We start from the raw sequence: 17,722 nt of genomic DNA, 5'->3' as shown, positions 1-17,722 counted from the left end.
CCCAACAACCCTCCTTGCCGCGACCGGTGGCCGTGGCCGGCAGCCGGAAAGATAACGAAGCGGCAAAGGTCAAGCAGAGGGCGATGCTCGAGGGCCCCGTGCTGCCGACGCTCCTGACGCTCGCTCTGCCGACGCTCGTGGTCATGGTCGTGCAAACCCTGGTCGGGGTCGCGGAGACCTATTTCGTCAGCTTCCTCGGGACGGAAGCGCTGGCGGGCGTCAGCCTGGTGTTTCCGATCTTCATGCTGATGCAGATGATGTCGAACGGCGGCATCGGCGGTGGTGTCGCATCGGCAATCGCGCGTGCGATGGGCGCCGGCAAAGTGGCGGAAGCCGAGGCGCTGGCGCTCAACGCACTCGTTCTCGCCATTGCTTTCGGAGTGATCTTTGCCGCCGCCGAATGGCTGTTCGGCGAGGCCGTCTACCGCTTGCTCGGCGGTCAGGCGGGAGCCCTCGGCGCAGCCCTCGAATATGGCCACGTTGTCTTCTTCGGAGCGATCTTTGTCTGGATTGTCAGCCTTCTGGCGGCGGCTCTTCGTGGCGCAGGCAACACGGTCGCGCCGGCGGCCGTCATTCTGCTGGGCGTGTTCGTGCTGCTTCCGCTTTCGCCGGCCTTGATCTTCGGCTGGGGCCCTTTTCCAGAGTTCGGCGTAGCGGGAGCCGGCGTTGCCGTCGTCGTCTACTATCTCGTCGGTGCGCTCGTGTTGATCGTCTACATGCGCTCCGCCCGCGCCTCGTTGCGTCTGCCATTCGACGTGCGCCTCATCAAGTGGCGGCAGCTCGGCGATATTCTTGGCGTCGGCGGGTTGTCGGCCATCGGCACCATTCAGTCCAATTTGACTGTCGTCCTGGTCACCGGCGCCGTCGGACTGTTCGGCACTGACGCCATCGCAGGCTACGGAATTGCGTCGCGCCTCGACTACATCCAGATTCCGCTGCTCTTCGCGCTTGGCAGCGCAGCGCTCACGATGGTCGGGGTCAACATCGGTGCGGGTCAGATCAGGCGGGCGGAGCGCATCGCCTGGATTGCCGCGTTTTTTGCGGCCGGTGTCACCGAACTCCTCGGACTTGTCGTGACGATATTTCCACACGCCTGGCTGACGCTGTTCAGCACGGAGCCCGAGGTTCTTGCCGCCGGTTCGATCTATTTCCGCAACGTAGCGCCCTTCTACGGCGTGGCGGGTCTCGGAATGCTGCTCTACTTCGCAGGCCAGGGCGCAGGCCGCGTGATGTGGCCGGTTCTCGGGGGAACCGTCCGGCTGCTCATCGCGGCGGGAATTGGCTGGCTCGTCGTTGCTTATCTTGGCGGCGGATTGCGGGAGCTCTTCATTACCGTTGCCGCGGGCTCGATCGTTTCCGGGGGCATCGTCGCATCTGCGCTTTGGCTCCGTGGCTGGGGGCGAGCCGGCTAGGCTTCGCCAGCCTCGGCTCGGAAGGCCTCCTGCGCTCTCGCAGCCATCTTCAAACCTGCCCGCCCCCTCGACCCTGCGCCCTGAATCGCCCCAAATCTCGTCGCGGCGCAGCATGCAAAATGAGACTACCGGTCAAGTTGCAGCAGGCGAAGCTGCGCGCGCCGCCTCAGTCATCGGCTAGTTTTCGCCCGGCGGTCCCGGTCGCAATGCATTGTGAAGGGCATGACGATTTCGGAACGACCTATACAAAAACTGGCGATACAAGGGAGGGGTTCGATGTTTAAAAGCTGTGCGGGACTGGTCGCGCTGAGCAGCCTGTTGCTTTCCGGCGCCGCCTTAGCTCAAGAGAAGATCAAGGTTGGCGTCACTGCGACCCTCGAAGGCACCTATACGGTGCTCGGCGAGGACGGAATCCGCGGGCACCAGACGGCGATCAACACGCTAAGCAAGAAGGTCGGCGACAAGGAAATCGAGTTCATCATCGCTTCGACGGATGCCACGCCGGACTCCGCGGTTCGCGCCGTGCGCAAGCTGATCGAACAGGACAAGGTCCAGATCCTGCTTTCACCCCTGTCCGGTGACGAAGGCATTGCGGTCAAGAACTTTGCCAAGACGCGCCCCGAGCTGACCTTTGTGAATGCTGCTTCCGGCGCGCAGGAAACCACTTATGTCGACCCGGCGCCGAACTTCTTCCGCTACAACATGGACGGCGCCCAGTGGCAGGTGGGCCTTGGCAAATACGCCTATGAGACCAAGAAGTACCGGAAGATCGCAACGGTCGGCGAAGACTATTCGTTCATCTACACCCAGGTGTTCGGGCTCGTGCTCGAGTTCTGCGGCGCCGGCGGACAGGTTACCAACCGGCAATGGGTGCCGCTCGGCACCAAGGACTTTGCCTCCGTCATCGCCGCCCTGCCCGACGACGTCGACGCGATCTATCTCGGCCTTGGCGGCGCGGATGCCGTCAATTTCCTGAACCAATATCAGCAGGCCGGCGGCAAGGCGCATCTGATGGGCGGCTCGATCATGGTCGACCAGACCATCCTCTCCGCCAAGGGTAACGCCAAGAATGCGCTGCTCGGGACCATCGCGGCGAGCGGCCAGGCCGATACCTGGGATGATGCGGGCTGGCAGAAATTCGTGAAGGCCTATCAGGACGCCTTCCCGCCGAACAAGCGGTTCCCCAGCCCGTCACTGCTCGCCACCAACTACTACAACTCGACGATGGCGCTCATCCTGGCGCTGCGTCAGGTCAACGGCGACCTCAGCAACAACCAGGCCAAGCTCAAGGAAGCCCTCGCCAAGATCGAGCTCGATGCGCCCAACGGCAAGATCAAGCTCGACTCCAACCGCCAGGCGATCGGAACCAACTTCGTCACCGAAGTGGTGGATGACGGCAAGGGCGCCCTCTTCAGCAAGGTCGTGAAGGTCATTCCGAACGTGAACCAGACGCTCGGCTACGACCCGGCGGTGTTCTCCAAGATCGGGCTGCCGAGCCGGACGGTTCCGGAGTGCAAGAAGTACTGACCTCTTCGCATTTGCGAACGGGTCCCGGTCATGCCGGGGCCCGGGCACGGCCGGGCAGCATGTGATCTACCCTTGCATTCTCGCGGCGGATGTTGAACGCTGGTTGAAAAGACAAGAACATCCCGCGGGAGGGAAGGCATGAGCAAGGCTCTCGCCGTCTTCCACGGCCGGTTCGGTCGCGCGACGGTCTATCAGTTGAACCGCCCCTTCAACATGCACGCGCATCGCGAAGGGCACCTGATTTTTCATGTCGGTGGAACGCCAGCGCGCATCGACGTGTGCGACGAGCGATGGCTGCTTGCGGAAGACTCAATCGTTGCCGTCAACCCTTGGGAACCGCACAACTTTGTCCCGACGGACATGGAGAACGGGGCGATCTTCTTCGTGCTTTACGTCAACGCCGAATGGTTCGCCCCCGACGCGGCCCGCGCCCACAGCCTGCGGTTCGGCCGCACCTGCTTCAAGCGTACGGCCACGCTCGACCGGCATATTCGCCGCTCTGCCGCGCTGGTGTGCGGCGCGCCTTCGCTGAGCAGCCTCGATTGCGAGCTCAGGCAGTTGATCGACAGTTGTTATGACGAAAGCTGGCAGACGTCCGAGCCGGTGCAGGAGACGCGCACCGCCACCGCCGTCACCGACTTTCGCGTCCGTAAATCCATCAAGCTGATGTCCGAAAGCCCGGGCGCTGAGATCGAGCTGGATTCCATCGCGCGGGCCTCCGGGCTGTCGCGCCCGCACTTCTACCGGCTGTTCCGCACCCAGACCGGCGTCACGCCAAACCTCTATCTCAATACACTGATCATGGAACAGGCGCTGGACGCCCTGGTCGCGACCGAAGTGCCGATCGCCGATATCGGCTTCGATCTCGGCTTCTCCTCCCAGAGCGGGTTCACCCGCTTCTTCGCGGCAAATGTCGGGATGGCGCCGACCGAATACCGTCGCGCCGCCAAAGTCTTGCGCCCCTGAGCGCAACTGGTGCGAAAAGATACTGACAATCAAGTGCAAGGTCCGCGGCGCCGTTAGGATGCCCCAAACGCGAGCCGAAACGGCCGCGGCGTCTGGGAGGACGGTATGTCGACGGCCGGGCTGCTACCGTGACACGATTCATCGAACGCCATCCGGCATGGGCGCTGATCCTGCTGATCGCGGTCGCGGTGCTGTTGTGGCTGATCCTTGCCGTCTGGCCGCCCGGCCTCGAAGAGGCGATCGGCAGGAAGCGGGTCTTTCTCAACGCCCTGTTCAACGGGATCACGCTCGGCAGCCTTTACTTCCTGGTGGCCAGCGGCTTCACGCTCATCTTCGGCCTGATGCGCAACGTCAATCTGGCGCATGGCTCGCTTTATCTGTTCGGCGGCTATGTCGGTTACGCCATCAGCGCCTGGACCGGCTCCTGGATCCTCGGTTTCATCATCGCATTTGTCGCGGTAGCTTTGGTCGGCATCGCCTTGCAAATCATCGTCTTCCGCCGCATGGAAGGGCAGGATCTGCGCCAGACCATGGTCACGATCGGTCTCTCGATCGTGTTTGCCGATCTGATGCTGTGGGCCTTCGGTGGTGACTTCTATCAGATCCAGACGCCGAACTGGCTGGTCGGCCCGATCGAATTGCCGCTGGTCACCGCGGTCAGATCGTCGGGTGAGGCGGTCTATCTGCGCTATCCGCTGGTGCGGCTCGTGATCTTGGTCGCGGCGATCGTGATCGGCATCGCGATGTGGCTGGCGCTCAACCGAACCCGCGTCGGCATGATGGTGCGCGCCGGCGTCGATGACCGCGACATGCTCGCGGCGACCGGCGTGCCGATCCAGCTCGTCTTCGTTGCCGTGTTCGCGCTTGGCGCCGGCCTTGCCGGCATCGCGGGCGTCGTCGGCGGAACCTTCCAGTCGCTTTCGCCCGGCGAGGATACCCGCTTTCTGCTGGCTTCCCTCGTCGTCGTCATTGTCGGCGGCATGGGATCGATCCCGGGCGCGGCGCTGGGCGCCGTCATCATCGGCCTCGCCGAGCAGCTCGGCTCCGTCTACATCCCGACCTACGCGATCGTCGTGACCTTCCTCATCATGGTGCTGGTGCTGGCGCTGCGGCCGCAGGGCCTCCTTGCGAGGCGCTGACATGTCGTTGGTCCAGGGCGCGCATCAAGAGACCAGTCAGCCGGCAAAAGTGCGCGCGGTGTTGTTGGCATGGCCGGAATTCAACAAGCCGGCTGTCTGGCTGGTGGCCGTGATCCTCTTGATCATGCCGTTCATCGCCAACGGCTTCTTCCTGATCGAGATCTTTGCCACGACGCTGATCCTCGGGACCGTAGCCCTCAGCCTGATGTTCCTGGCGGGCTATGGCGGCATGGTCAGCCTGATGCAGCTCACCGTAGCCGGCTTTGCCGCTTACATGGTCGCGGTGTTCGGCATGAGCGCCAACACCAATATCAGCCTTGGCTGGCCATGGTGGCTCGCAACGCCGATGGCGCTCATTCTGGCCACGGCCTTCGGCACGCTCGGTGGCGCGCTCGCGGTGCGCACCGAGGGCATCTACACCATCATGATCACGCTCGCGATCGGCGCGGCCTTCTACTATTTCACCAACCAGAACTGGGCGATCTTCGGCGGCCACACCGGCATCAACACCATCGCCACGCCGCGCTTCTGGGGCATCGACTGGCGCTCCGATATTCCCTTCTACTACGTCACGCTGGGCGTCGCGGCGTTTTGCTATTTCGCCGTTCAATATGTCTCGCGCGCGCCTTTCGGCCTCGCGCTGCAGGGCGTGCGCGACAATCCCCGCCGCATGGCCGCCCTCGGCTTTAACGTCAACGCGCACCGTGTGGCGGCCTACGCCTTCGCGGCCTTCATCGCTGCACTGGGCGGCGTCCTGCAGGTCTGGAACTACCGGCAGATTTCGCCCGGCTCGGTCAGCGTCGGCGCCTGCATCGACATCCTGATCATCGCCGTGGTCGGCGGCATCACCCGCCCCGTCGGGCCCTTTATCGGCGCCTTCATCTTCGTCATCCTGCGTACCTTCGCGCTCGATCTATTGGTCAAGTTCGGCCTCGATGGCAACCGCTTCCGGCTGCTGATCGGCCTCGGCTTCCTCGCCATCGTGTTCTGGTCGTCGGATGGCGTGATCGGGCTATGGGAGCGGTGGCGCCGCGGCGCGGCGGCCGCCGATAAACGCGCGGGCGGAGGCCACGGCCATGGATAACGCCGCACCACGCTTTTCGGCTGTCGGCGCCGGCGCCGCGCTGGAGCTGCGCGGCGTGACGCGGCTGTTCGGCGCGCTCGCGGCGCTGACCGACGTCACCATCACGGTTCGCCCAGGCGAACGCCGCGCCGTGCTCGGCTCCAACGGCGCCGGCAAGACCACGCTGTTCAATTGCGTGACCGGCGACTTTCCGCCTTCCTCCGGCACCATCCGCTTCTTCGGCGAGGACATTACCGACTTCCCGCCCTATGAGCGTATCAGGCGCGGCCTGCGCCGCACGTACCAGATATCAGCACTGTTCCCCGGCCTTACGGTGAGGGACAACGTCTACCTCGCCTGCCGCGGCGTTTCTCGCGGACGGTTTTCTCCGCTGCGCCCGGGCGCGAACGATGCCCTCATGCATGCGACAGAGGCGCTGATCCAGGCGGTGCACCTGACATCGGTGAGGGAGCAGCGGGTCGCGGAGCTCGCGCATGGCCAGCAGCGCCAGCTCGAGATCGCGCTCGCGCTCGCCGGCGCGCCGCGCTTCATCCTGTTCGACGAACCGGCCGCAGGCCTCTCCCCCACCGAGCGGCGCGAACTGATCGATATCCTGACGTCGCTGCCCGCCCATATCGGCTACATCATCATCGAGCACGACATGGATGTCGCGCTTCGCGTCGTCGAAAGCGTCACGATGATGCACAACGGCCGTGTCTTCAAGGAAGGCCTGCCGCACGAGATCGAAGCCGACCCCGAGGTGCAGGAACTCTATCTGGGGGCCGGCCATGAGTGATTTCAGCCGTTCAGCGCCTGCCCTCGAAGTCCGGGGCCTCGATGTCTATTACGGCCATTCGCATGCCTTGCAGGGCGTCGACCTGACGCTGGATTCAGGCGTGTTCTCGGTGGTCGGCCGCAACGGCATGGGCAAGACGACCCTGTGCAAGACCATCATGGGCTTGCTGCGGGCGAGCGGTGGTTCGGTTCGCGTCCGCGGCGAGGACATCACCCGCCTCAGCCCGGCGAGGATCGCGCAAGCAGGTGTCGGCTACGTTCCGCAAGGGCGACGGCTGTGGCGCTCGCTCAGCGTGGACGAACATCTGCGGCTGGCGGCCGGGATGCGGCGCGGCGTCTGGACCATCGATCGCATCTACCAGACGTTTCCCCGCCTTGCCGAACGCAAGGACCATGGCGGCGCCCAGCTCTCGGGCGGCGAACAGCAGATGCTGGCGATCTCGCGCGCGCTTCTGACCAATCCGCATCTCCTCATCATGGACGAGCCGACCGAAGGCCTTGCGCCTGTCATCGTCGCCCAGGTCGAGGAAATGCTGGTGCGGCTTGCCGAAGACGGCGAGATGTCGGTGCTGGTGATCGAGCAGAACATCGGCGTCGCGACGGCGATTTCGAAGAACGTCGCGATCATGGTCAATGGCCGCATCAATCGCATCATCGACTCCGCGCGCCTTGCCGCCGACCGCGAGTTGCAACAACGCCTGCTCGGTGTTGGAGTCGTTGGAGTCCACGCCGATCCGGAAGCGGACATCGAAGCTCCAGATGCGAGCGCGGAGAAGGCACAGCCCGCACCGCCGCGCGCGTCGAGCGCAGCGCCAATCCGCATCTATATCTCCAATCCCACGCTGCCGACGCGCTGGTCGCAGCCGGCACCGATTGCGCGCATCGAGGCAGCCGCGCGCACACTTTCGACGGGCATCACCCGGATTGAAGACGCCGCACGGCAGAAACGCCAGGCCGGTGCCGTCGTTCAAACCGCGTCCGGACCACCCGTGGTTCTCGTCGTCGGCACCCTCGACACCAAGGGCGAGGAGCTGCGCTTCATCCGCGACGTGGTCGCCGGACACGATTTGCGGACGCGCCTGGTCGATGTCTCCACCAGCGGCAAGCTCTCCACCTGCGACGTCTCCGCCCAGGAAATCGCGCTCAACCATGGCCGCGGCGGGTCGGGCGTATTCGGCTCCGATCGCGGCGCGTCGGTGACCGCGATGGCCGATGCCTTCGCCAACTGGCTGCGCCGTCAGGGCAATGTCGCAGGCATCATCTCAGCCGGCGGCTCCGGCGGCGCCTCGCTGGTCGCGCCGGGCATGCGCGGCCTTCCCGTCGGCGTTCCGAAACTCATCATCTCATCCGTCGCGTCGGGAGATGTCGGCCCTTATGTCGGGCCTGCCGATATCACGATGATGTATTCGGTCACCGACGTGCAGGGCCTCAATTCGATCTCGCGTGCCGTGCTCGCTAACGGCGCCAACGCCATCGCCGGCATGGTGAAGGCGCGTCTCGAAAATCAAGGCGCGGCCGAGCGTAACGCGCGGGTTGCGTTGCCCGCTGTCGGCATCACCATGTTTGGCGTGACGACACCGGCCGTGCAGAAGATCGCAGCCGATCTGCGCAACGATTTCGAGTGCCTCGTCTTCCACGCCACCGGCGTCGGCGGACGCTCGATGGAAAAGCTGGTCGATTCCGGAATGCTCGCGGCCGTCGTCGATCTCACGACGACGGAAGTCTGCGATCTCCTGATGGGCGGCGTGTTCCCGGCGACCGACGACCGCTTCGGCGCGATCATCCGCAGCCGCGTCCCCTTCATCGGCTCTGCCGGCGCGCTCGACATGGTCAATTTCGGCGCGCCCGACACCATTCCCGAACGCTACCGCCAGCGCAAATTCCACCTTCACAATCCGCAGGTGACCTTGATGCGCACCACGCCGGAAGAGAACGACCGCATCGGCCGCTGGATCGGCGAGAGACTCAACCGGATGGACGGGCCGGTGCGCTTCTTCCTGCCGGAAGGCGGCGTCTCCGCACTCGACGCGCTGGGCCAGCCGTTCTGGGATCCGGAAGCCGACGCGGCGCTGTTTACAGCGCTGGAACGCAGCGTGCGCCAGACCGGCAACCGCCAGCTCATCCGCATCAGGCGCAACATCAACGAACCCGAATTTGCATCCGCCATCGTCAACGCGCTCCGTCCCCTGGTCGGACGCCCGGGGACACGTCGGAAAGTCGCGAGGTGACCATGGCGAAGTTCGAACGTTCAGCCATCCTGAAGAAGTTTCGCAACATGGCCGCCAAGGGCGAGCCGATCGTCGGCGGCGGCGCCGGCACCGGCCTATCGGCCAAATGCGAGGAAGCCGGCGGCGTCGACCTGATCGTGATCTACAATTCCGGCCGCTACCGCATGGCAGGACGCGGCTCCCTCGCCGGGCTGATGCCCTATGGCGACGCCAACGCGATCGTGCTGGAGATGGCCGGCGAAGTGCTCCCCGTCGTCACCCGGACGCCGGTATTGGCTGGTGTCAACGGCACCGATCCGTTCCGCGACATGGACAGCTTTCTCGATCAGTTGAAGGCGCTGGGCTTTGCCGGCGTGCAGAACTTTCCGACCGTCGGCCTGATCGACGGCGTATTCCGCGCCAATCTCGAGGAAACCGGAATGTCCTATGCATTGGAGATCGATATGATCGCCAAGGCGCGCGACAAGGACATGCTGACGACGCCCTATGTGTTCAGCGAGAGCGAAGCCGCCGCGATGGCGATCGCGGGCGCCGACATCATCGTCTGCCATCTCGGCCTCACCACCGGCGGCGCGATCGGTGCCCATACCGCGCCGAAGCTCGAAGACTGCCCGGAACAGATCGACACCTGGGCGGCAGCCGCGCTCAGCGTCAATCCGGACATTTTGGTCCTGGCCCATGGCGGCCCGATCGCCGAGCCCGCCGACGCCGATTTCATCATGAAACACACGCGCAAATGCCACGGCTTTTATGGCGCCTCCTCAATGGAGCGCCTGCCGGTGGAGCGCGCGCTCACCGAGCAGGTACGCAAATTCAAGGCGATCGGCGCGCGGTAACGCCGAGACCAAAGGGAGGAAGAGATGTCGGGGACTCTGGTTGGCGAATTGATCCTCTGGCTGATCGTCGCGATCGTCGTGATCGCCATTGTCGTCTATGTCGTGAACTGGCTCTATCACCGATCGTCGAAGGAAGTGTCCTTCGTCCGCACCGGTCTCTTGGGCGAGCGCGTGGTGATCAACGGCGGCGCCTTCGTGCTGCCGTTCATTCACGACTACACGCCCGTCAATATGAACGTGCTGCCGATGGGCATCGTGCGGGCCAAGCATGACGCGGTGATTACCCGCGACCGCATGCGTATCGACATCGAGGCCGATTTTTACGTGCGCGTGCAGCCGACCCGTGAAGCCGTCGCGATCGCCGCCGCCACGCTCGGACGGCGCACGCTCGAGCCGGGGCAGTTGCACGCCCTGCTTTCCGGCAAGTTCGTCTCGGCGATCCGGTCAGTCGCCGCCGAAATGACCATGGAGCAGATGCACGAGCAGCGCGGCGAATATGTCGCGCGAGTGAAAGCTGCCGCTGCCGAAGCGCTGGCCCAGAACGGACTTGAACTGGAGTCGGTTGCCATCACCGATCTCGACCAGACGGACCTGGAATATTTCAATCCGTCGAACCGCTTCGACGCCGAGGGCCTCACCCGGCTGATGGAGGACATCGAGGCCAAGCGCAAGCTGCGCAACGACATCGAACAGGATTCGATGATCAAGATCCGCGCCCGCAACCTCGATGCCGAGCGGCAGGCCTTGGAGATCGAGCGCGAGAGCGAGACCGCCCGCCTCGAACAGGAGCGCGACATCGAGATGCGCCGGGCGCTGCAGCGCACCGAAGTAGCTCGCGAGCGCGCGTTGCGCGAGACCGAGGCCGAGCAAGCGCAAATTTCCGCCCGCGAGGCGATCGAGAAGGCGCGGATCGCCAACGAGCTCGCCATTGCCGAAGCGCGGATCGCCTCCGAGCGCGAAACAAGGCACCGCGAGATCGAGCGCACCCGCGCGGTCGAGGAAAAGGAACTGCTGGCGCGCGAGGAAATCGAAAAAGCCAAGATCGCCAATCAGCGCGCGGTCGATACCGCGCGCATCGCCTCGGAGCGCGAGGTGCGGCAGCGCGACATCGAGCGCACGCGAACCGTCGAGGAAGCCGAGATCACGGCACGCGAAGCGATCGAAAAGGCGCGCATCCAGCAGGACCGTGCCGTCACCGACGCGCGGATCGCCAACGAGGAAGAAACCCGAAGGCGCGAGATCGAACGGACCCGCGCGGTGGAGGAAGCCGAAATAGCGGCGCGCGAGGCCACCGAGAAGGCCCGCATTGCCCAAACCACCATCGTCAACGTCGAACGTATCGCCTCCGACGAGCGTACCCGCTCGCTGGAAATCCAGCAGGTCCGCACCATCCAGGAAGCGGAGATCGAGGCGCAGAAGGCCGTGGAAGCCGCGCGGATCGCCCGCGAGCGCACCCTCGCGGCGGAGCGGATCGGCGCCGAGCACACCACGCGCAAGCTCGAAATCGAGCGCAACCAGGCACTGGAGGTCGCCGGGATCGCCGCACGAGAGGCGACCGAAGCTTCACGTATTGCCCAGGAAGAGCGCGTTCGCTCGCTCGAAATTGCGCGCAACCGCGCCATCGAGGAGGCCGATATCGCCTCGCGCGAAGCCATCGAGGCCGCGCGCATTGCCCAGGAGAAGGTGATCGCCGCCCAGCGTATCCGGGCGGAGAAGGAAACCAGGGGGCTCGAGATCGATCGCACCGAATCGATCGAAGCCGCCGAACTCAAGCGGCGTGACGCCATCGAGCGGCGCCGCGTCGAGGTCGAGCTGGCGCTCGAAGCCGAGCGTATCGCCTCGTCGAAGACCCGCGAGGTGCTCAACATCGACCAGAAGAAGGCGGTCGAGATCGCCGACGAGGAGCGCGTGATTGCGCTCGCCGCCAAGCGCTCCGAGCGCATCGACGCCGATCGCCAGGTCAAGCAGGCCGAGATCAACGCGCGCAAGGAAGTCGAGACGACGGACGTCTCGCGTGAACAGGCGCTGGAGGCCGCCCGGCTCGCTCGCCGGCGCGCGATCGAGCAGCTCGAAGTCGGCCGTGTCCAGGCGCTGCAGGAAGCCGAGATCGCTTCCCGCGAGGAAGTCGAGCGGGCGCGCATCGCCTCCGACCGCGGCCTCGACGAAGCCCGTATCGGCCGCGAGCGGGACTTGCGGAAACTCGAGGTCAATCGCGAAAAGGACGTCGAAACGGCGCTGATGGAAAAGGCCATCACCCTGTACCAGAAATCACTGGAGGAGTCCGCCGCCAAGGTGGCCGCCGAGGATGCGCGGGTGCGCGCGACCGAAGCGGCCGAGCGCGTCGTCACCGCCCGCGAAAGCGAGATCGCCAAACGACAAAAGACCGTCGAGGTGCTGCTGGCGGAGAAGCGGGCCGAGGAGACCCGTATCGCTGCCGACGCCGAACGCGTGCGCGCCGCGGTCGAAGCCGAGGCGCAGCGGTTGCTCAACGAAGCGGAGAACGTGCTCACCGACCAGGCGCGCTACTCGCTGTTCCGCCGCAAGCTGCTCGACCGGATCGAGGGCATCGTGCGCGAGAGCGTCAAGCCGATGGAGAAAATCGAGGGCATCCGCATCCTCCAGGTCGACGGCCTCAATGGCAACGGAGGCGGCGGAAATGGCGGCCGCAGCGCGACCGACGAAGTGATCGACTCGGCGCTGCGCTACCGGGTGCAGGCGCCGCTGATCGACTCGATCCTTTCTGACATCGGCGTCGAGGGCGGCAGCCTCGCCAGGATGCCCGGTCTAATCCGCGAGGCGCGCGACATGCAGGGTATCAAGGAAGCAACGCGCAAGGGCGGCCAGGGCAAACCTGACGCGCCTGCTTCGCCCCCCGCCGCGGGCGAGCCTCCCGCCGAACGTGGACCGCGCAAGAAGGGTTGAGAGCACGCCATGGCCCGGGTCTACGTTTCCACTGTCGTCAACGCCCGCAACGACCGCGTCTGGGCGCGCGTGCGCGACTTCAACGGGCTGCCGAACTGGCATCCCGCGATTGCGGAGAGCCGCATCGAGGGCGGCGAGCCCGCGGACAAGATCGGATGCGTGCGCGACTTTCGCCTGCGCAATGGCGATCGTATCCGCGAAAAGCTGCTCGGGCTCTCCGACTACGACATGTTCTGCACCTACTCCATCCTGGAGTCGCCGATGGGGGTGGAGAACTACGTCGCAACGCTGCGGCTGACGCCCGTGACCGACGGCGACCAGACTTTTCTGGAATGGACCGCCGAATTCGACTGCGCGCCCGAGCGTGAAAACGAGCTCGTCAGCAACATCGGCAGCGGCGTATTCCAGGGCGGTTTCGACGCGCTCAAGCGCGCTTTCGGAGGCTAGCTTGCCGCATATCGTCAAAAGCACGATCCTCGACGCGCCGACATCAGCGGTCTGGAACGTGCTGCGCGATTTCAACGGCCACGACCGCTGGCACCCTGAGGTCGCCACCAGCACGATCGAGCGCGCGCAGGCCGCCGACAAGATCGGCTGCGTACGTCGCTTCAAGCTGCAGGACGGCTCGGAGCTGCGCGAACAACTGCTCGCCCTGTCCGACCTCGAACAGACCTTCAGCTATTGCCTGCTCGATACGCCGATCCCGATGTTCAACTATGTCGCCCATGTCCGCCTGCTGCCCGTCACCGACGGTGACCGCACGTTTTGGCATTGGGAATCCAGGTTCACCACGCGGCCTGCCGATGCCGAGCGGCTGACGCAGATGGTTGCGGAACAGATCTATCAAGCCGGCTTCGACGCCATTCGACGGCACCTGAAGGAGGCTGCATGAAAGCAGAGGCGAAGCCATGCCCGTCACGGTGAAAACATTCGCGAATTTTGGCGAGGCGGCGTCGGCATTGTCGTCCGACCGCAGCGCGCGCTATCTCGGCGGCGGCACGCTCGTCATGCGCGCCCTCAACGAGGGCGATGTCTCGATCTCAACCGTCGTGCGCGCGACCGACCTGGCGCTGACCCGCATCGACGTCGCAAGCTCGCGCGTCACGATCGGCGCCGGCGTCACCTTTGCGAGAATTCTGGCCGAGCGCGAACTCGCCTTTCTGCACGCGCCGGCTCGTTCGATCGGCGGGCCGGCCGTGCGCAACATGGGCACGGTGGGCGGCAATCTGTTCGCGCCCAGCCCCTACGGCGACTTCACCGTCGCCCTGCTGGCGCTCGATGCGACAGTTTCCGTCCAGGGCGGTCTTGGCGCCCGCGACATGCCTATCGAAGAATTCCTGCAATCGCGCGAACGGCAGAGCGGCGCGCTCGTGTTGGCCGTCTCGTGCCAGCGGCCGGCAAGCACTGACGCCTTCCGCTATCGCAAGATCGCCCGCATCAAGCCGAAGGGCGGCTCGGTGATCACGCTGGCGGCGCACCTGCCTTCGAGCGGCGGCCGCATTTCAGGTGCGCGCATCGCGCTCGGCTCGATGGCCGCGACGCAAATTCGCGCCAGGGCCGCTGAGCGCGCCCTGGAGGGACGCGCGCTTGACGATGCGGCAATCAACGCTGCTGCGGCGGTAGCCGCCGAAGGCGTGTCACCGACAGATAATGCCCTTGGCAGCGCCTGGTATCGCCGCGAGATCGTCGGCGTTCATCTTCGCCGCCTGTTGTCCGGCCTGGAGTAAGCCTTCATGACCAAGACCGCCTTGCAATTTCGTCACAATGGCCGCGACGTCGCGCTATTCGTCGATGGCGGCGTCAATCTGCTGGTCGCGCTGCGCGAGTTGATCGGCGACATGACGCCAAAGTTCGGCTGCGGCCAGGGCGGCTGCGGCGCCTGCAGCGTGCTGATCGACGGCGAGCTGCATCTTTCCTGCCTGACGCTTGCAGAAACCGTGAACGGTCGCGCCGTCGAAACGCTCGACGGGCTGAAAAACGGTCCCAACCTGCATCCGTTGCAGCGCGCTTTCATGGAGCAGTTCGCGGCCCAGTGCGGCTACTGCACGCCGGGCATGCTGATGGCGGCGAAAGCGCTGCTCGATCGCAATCCGTCGCCGAGCCGCGCCGAGGTCATCGAGGCGATCTCCGGCAATATCTGCCGCTGCACCGGCTACGAGCCGATCATCAACGCCGTGCTCGCCGCCGCATCGGGCGGGCGTGCCCGCGCCTAAAGGACGCCGCTATGCTGGAACTGCGCAAGGACATCTTCGCCGACGAGCGTGACGATAATCTGAAAGAGATCGGGAAAGGCACGCAGCGCCAGGACATGCTCGGCCATGTCACGGGCACTTCGACCTATTTCGACGACCATAAGCTGCAGGGTATGCTCCATCTGAAGGTACTGCGCAGCCCACACGCGCATGCCCGCCTGCGCCGCATCGATACGATGGAAGCGGAACGATCGCCCGGCGTGCGGCGCATCATTCGCGGGGCCGACGTGCCGCGTAATCTCAACACCCTGCTCAGCCTGATCAATTTCGGCAAGGACGACGAGCCGTCGCTCGCGGTCGACAAGGTGCGCTACAAGGGCGAGCCGATCGTCGCCATCGTCGCCGACAGCCCGCGTGAAGCCTTTGAGGCGATGGCGAAACTGCGCGTCGACTACGAGCCGCTGCCGGCGGTGTTCGACGTCGAGGAAGCCCTGAAACCCAGCGCGCCCGTCGTCAACGAGACGTACCCCAAGAACACATTCGTCTACCATGACGTCTACGATCATCAGAAGCTGCGCTTCGGCGACGTCGAGCGCGGCTTTGCCGAGGCCGACCATGTGCTCGAGCAGCGCTATCAGATGTCGCCGATCGAGCATGCGCCGACCGAGACCAACGGCTCGATCGCAGCCCCCGATACCAACGGCCGCTATGTCGTCTATACCTCGACGCAGGCGCTGTTCTTCTCGCTCGATACCTGCGCCAAAATCCTCGACGTACCCTCCAACACCTTCCACTTCATCGGCGGGACCGTCGGCGGCGGATTCGGCGGCAAGGTGGATACGCTGACCGAGCCGCTCGCCATTCTCGGCGCAATGCTGACTGGGCGCCCGGTGCGCTATCAGCTCGGCCGCGAAGAGGAGATGCAGTTCGGCTCGCCGCGCGGCGCCGAGCGCATCTACATCAAGGACGGCGTGATGCGCGACGGTCGTATCGTCGCGCGGAAGATCCGCGCCTATTTCGACAGCGGTGCCTATACAAGGCTTTCAAGCTACGCCGTCGTCAAATGCGTCGCCCACCTGCCCGGCCCTTACACGATCCCGAACGTCCATGGCGACGTGTATTGCGTATTCACCAACCGGACGCCTGCTACCGCCATGCGCGGGTTCGGCGTCACGGCGATGGACTTTGCGCTCGAATGCCAGATGGACAAGCTCGCGCATCTCGTCGGCATCGACCCGATGGAGTTCCGCATCCTCAACGCCTATCGCGACGGCGACATGAAGGCGCACCGGCGCGAGGCCAAGAACACCGCATTGATCGAATGCGTCCAGGTCGCCGCCGAAAAAGCCAAGTGGCCGCTTCGCGAGGAGATGAAGCGGATGTCCTCGCGCAAGGATGGCGGCGGCAGCCGGGCGGCAATATCGCCGACGCCGCTCGAACCTGTGCCGCAACGCGCCGCGGTGTCACAACAGCGGACCACCTATGATCGCGCGCCCGCTGCAATTGTTCAGCCACCGCCTCCCGCGCCGACGCCGCCGCCTTCCCCGAGACCGCAGGCGCCGTCACACGGCGCCACCCGCTTCTCCTCCGTCTTCGGCACCAGGAGACGTTGACCATGGCAAAGCATCGCGGACGCGGCATCGCTTCGATCAACTATCCCATCGGCATGAACCTCGGTGGCGACCCCAGCCAGGCGCTTGTTCATTCCAACCCCAGCGGCAAGTTCACGGTGTCGCTGTCATCGATCGACCTTGGCCAGGGCATGAAATCGGTGACGCGGCAGATCTGCGCCGAGACGCTCGGCGTGCCGGTCGAGGACGTCTATGTCGATACCGCCGATTCCGACACCGGACCCCACTGCATGGGCTCGTTCGCCTCGCGCGGCACGCATCGGGTCGGTAATGCGGTGATGGCGGCGGCGAAAGAGGCGCGCGGCGTCATGATGGAAGCAGCCGCCGAGGAGCTGGAAGTCAACGCCGCCGATCTCGAGACCGACGGGCGCGGCAACATCCACGTCAAGGGCGCGCCGCATCGCTCGATCTCCACCAAGGATGTCGCGATCGCCGCGCAGTTCAAGCAAGGCAAGACGATCTCGGGCCGCGGCATCTTTCTGGTTCCGCTATCCGAGGTGAACCCCGAAACCGGCGAAATGTCGCCTGCGACTTGCTATGCGCATGCCTGCCTGGTCGCCGAGGTCGAGGTCGACGACGAGACCGGCGAGGTCGCGATGGTACGCATGGACAGCGCGTATGAGCTCGGCCGCGCGCTCAATCCGCGGCTGGTGGAGCAGCAGCTCGTGGGCGGCGCATGGATGGGGATCAGCCATGCGCTCTTTGAAACGCCTGAACCCTATTATCCCGACCCGGCGCATGGTCCGCGCGATTTCGTCGAGTATCTGATGCCCGGCCCCGGCGACATCTGCCCGCACGATATCGCGGTGCTGGAACGCCCTGCGGCTGACGGCCCGTTCGGCGCCAAGGGCCCCGGCGAGATGTGCGCAAACCCGGTGCTGCCCGCGGTCGCCAACGCCATCTTCAACGCGGTCGGCGTGCGGATGGATGAATTACCGATCACGCCGGAAAAAGTCTTGCGGGCCATCAAGGCACAGGGCGGCGCACGGCCGCAAGCGAGGCGCTGAGGTC

The 17,722-nt window shown here is 65.0% G+C and carries 15 protein-coding genes; all 15 read left to right on the top strand.

Annotation, left to right across the window (positions count from 1 at the left end; all coding sequences use genetic code 11):
• Window positions 1–83 precede the first annotated feature (83 nt).
• The 15 genes from LMTR3_RS14335 (at window position 84) to LMTR3_RS14265 (ending at window position 17,718) form a co-directional block, all read left to right on the top strand.
• Entirely contained in the window at window positions 84–1,412 is a 1,329-nt protein-coding gene (locus tag LMTR3_RS14335) for an MATE family efflux transporter (RefSeq protein ID WP_065745768.1), read from the top strand.
• A 276-nt stretch (window positions 1,413–1,688) separates the two neighbouring features.
• On the top strand, window positions 1,689–2,939 hold the full coding sequence (locus LMTR3_RS14330; RefSeq protein WP_065745731.1) for an ABC transporter substrate-binding protein: 1,251 nt from the start codon (window positions 1,689–1,691) through the stop codon (window positions 2,937–2,939).
• Between the two features lie 138 nt (window positions 2,940–3,077).
• Entirely contained in the window at window positions 3,078–3,905 is an 828-nt protein-coding gene (locus tag LMTR3_RS14325) for an AraC family transcriptional regulator (protein WP_065745730.1), read from the top strand.
• A 128-nt stretch (window positions 3,906–4,033) separates the two neighbouring features.
• Window positions 4,034–5,044: a branched-chain amino acid ABC transporter permease gene (locus LMTR3_RS14320; protein WP_065745729.1), complete on the top strand. Its 1,011-nt coding sequence runs from the start codon at window positions 4,034–4,036 to the stop codon at window positions 5,042–5,044.
• A gap of 1 nt (window position 5,045) precedes the next feature.
• Window positions 5,046–6,128, top strand: coding sequence for a branched-chain amino acid ABC transporter permease (locus LMTR3_RS14315; RefSeq protein ID WP_065745728.1), 1,083 nt, complete (start codon window positions 5,046–5,048; stop codon window positions 6,126–6,128).
• A complete protein-coding gene (locus tag LMTR3_RS14310) occupies window positions 6,121–6,903 on the top strand; it encodes an ABC transporter ATP-binding protein (RefSeq protein WP_065745727.1) in 783 nt (260 codons plus the stop codon). Before LMTR3_RS14315 ends, LMTR3_RS14310 begins: the two co-directional genes overlap by 8 nt.
• Window positions 6,896–9,130, top strand: a complete 2,235-nt coding sequence (locus LMTR3_RS14305) for an ABC transporter permease (protein ID WP_065745726.1) — start codon at window positions 6,896–6,898, stop codon at window positions 9,128–9,130. Before LMTR3_RS14310 ends, LMTR3_RS14305 begins: the two co-directional genes overlap by 8 nt.
• A gap of 2 nt (window positions 9,131–9,132) precedes the next feature.
• Window positions 9,133–9,966 (top strand): phosphoenolpyruvate hydrolase family protein, encoded by an 834-nt coding sequence (locus tag LMTR3_RS14300; protein ID WP_028347174.1) that lies wholly within the window; start codon window positions 9,133–9,135, stop codon window positions 9,964–9,966.
• 24 nt (window positions 9,967–9,990) lie between these two features.
• Entirely contained in the window at window positions 9,991–12,888 is a 2,898-nt protein-coding gene (locus tag LMTR3_RS14295) for a flotillin family protein (RefSeq protein WP_065745725.1), read from the top strand.
• 9 nt (window positions 12,889–12,897) lie between these two features.
• On the top strand, window positions 12,898–13,335 hold the full coding sequence (locus LMTR3_RS14290) for an SRPBCC family protein (RefSeq protein ID WP_065745724.1): 438 nt from the start codon (window positions 12,898–12,900) through the stop codon (window positions 13,333–13,335).
• 1 nt (window position 13,336) lies between these two features.
• Window positions 13,337–13,780, top strand: a complete 444-nt coding sequence (locus tag LMTR3_RS14285) for an SRPBCC family protein (RefSeq protein WP_065745723.1) — start codon at window positions 13,337–13,339, stop codon at window positions 13,778–13,780.
• A gap of 16 nt (window positions 13,781–13,796) precedes the next feature.
• Window positions 13,797–14,615 (top strand): FAD binding domain-containing protein, encoded by an 819-nt coding sequence (locus LMTR3_RS14280; protein ID WP_065745722.1) that lies wholly within the window; start codon window positions 13,797–13,799, stop codon window positions 14,613–14,615.
• Between the two features lie 6 nt (window positions 14,616–14,621).
• Entirely contained in the window at window positions 14,622–15,101 is a 480-nt protein-coding gene (locus LMTR3_RS14275) for a (2Fe-2S)-binding protein (protein WP_065745721.1), read from the top strand.
• Between the two features lie 11 nt (window positions 15,102–15,112).
• Window positions 15,113–16,693: a xanthine dehydrogenase family protein molybdopterin-binding subunit gene (locus LMTR3_RS14270; protein ID WP_065745720.1), complete on the top strand. Its 1,581-nt coding sequence runs from the start codon at window positions 15,113–15,115 to the stop codon at window positions 16,691–16,693.
• 2 nt (window positions 16,694–16,695) lie between these two features.
• Window positions 16,696–17,718 carry a xanthine dehydrogenase family protein molybdopterin-binding subunit gene (locus tag LMTR3_RS14265; protein WP_065745719.1) on the top strand — a complete coding sequence of 341 codons (1,023 nt, stop codon included), beginning with the start codon at window positions 16,696–16,698 and terminating at the stop codon, window positions 17,716–17,718.
• Window positions 17,719–17,722 lie beyond the last annotated feature (4 nt).

The sequence above is a fragment of the Bradyrhizobium sp. LMTR 3 genome, from assembly GCF_001693485.1.
Classification (GTDB): Bacteria; Pseudomonadota; Alphaproteobacteria; order Rhizobiales; family Xanthobacteraceae; genus Bradyrhizobium.
This window is presented reverse-complemented; position numbering and strand designations above follow the sequence as displayed.

Coding starts and splice junctions, on each gene's coding strand:
- LMTR3_RS14280 (WP_065745722.1), top strand. CDS start 13,797: ATGCCCGTCACGGTGAAAACATTCGCGAATTTTGGCGAGGCGGCGTCG.
- LMTR3_RS14275 (WP_065745721.1), top strand. CDS start 14,622: ATGACCAAGACCGCCTTGCAATTTCGTCACAATGGCCGCGACGTCGCG.
- LMTR3_RS14310 (WP_065745727.1), top strand. CDS start 6,121: ATGGATAACGCCGCACCACGCTTTTCGGCTGTCGGCGCCGGCGCCGCG.
- LMTR3_RS14325 (WP_065745730.1), top strand. CDS start 3,078: ATGAGCAAGGCTCTCGCCGTCTTCCACGGCCGGTTCGGTCGCGCGACG.
- LMTR3_RS14265 (WP_065745719.1), top strand. CDS start 16,696: ATGGCAAAGCATCGCGGACGCGGCATCGCTTCGATCAACTATCCCATC.
- LMTR3_RS14270 (WP_065745720.1), top strand. CDS start 15,113: ATGCTGGAACTGCGCAAGGACATCTTCGCCGACGAGCGTGACGATAAT.
- LMTR3_RS14300 (WP_028347174.1), top strand. CDS start 9,133: ATGGCGAAGTTCGAACGTTCAGCCATCCTGAAGAAGTTTCGCAACATG.
- LMTR3_RS14290 (WP_065745724.1), top strand. CDS start 12,898: ATGGCCCGGGTCTACGTTTCCACTGTCGTCAACGCCCGCAACGACCGC.
- LMTR3_RS14305 (WP_065745726.1), top strand. CDS start 6,896: ATGAGTGATTTCAGCCGTTCAGCGCCTGCCCTCGAAGTCCGGGGCCTC.
- LMTR3_RS14315 (WP_065745728.1), top strand. CDS start 5,046: ATGTCGTTGGTCCAGGGCGCGCATCAAGAGACCAGTCAGCCGGCAAAA.
- LMTR3_RS14295 (WP_065745725.1), top strand. CDS start 9,991: ATGTCGGGGACTCTGGTTGGCGAATTGATCCTCTGGCTGATCGTCGCG.
- LMTR3_RS14335 (WP_065745768.1), top strand. CDS start 84: ATGCTCGAGGGCCCCGTGCTGCCGACGCTCCTGACGCTCGCTCTGCCG.
- LMTR3_RS14330 (WP_065745731.1), top strand. CDS start 1,689: ATGTTTAAAAGCTGTGCGGGACTGGTCGCGCTGAGCAGCCTGTTGCTT.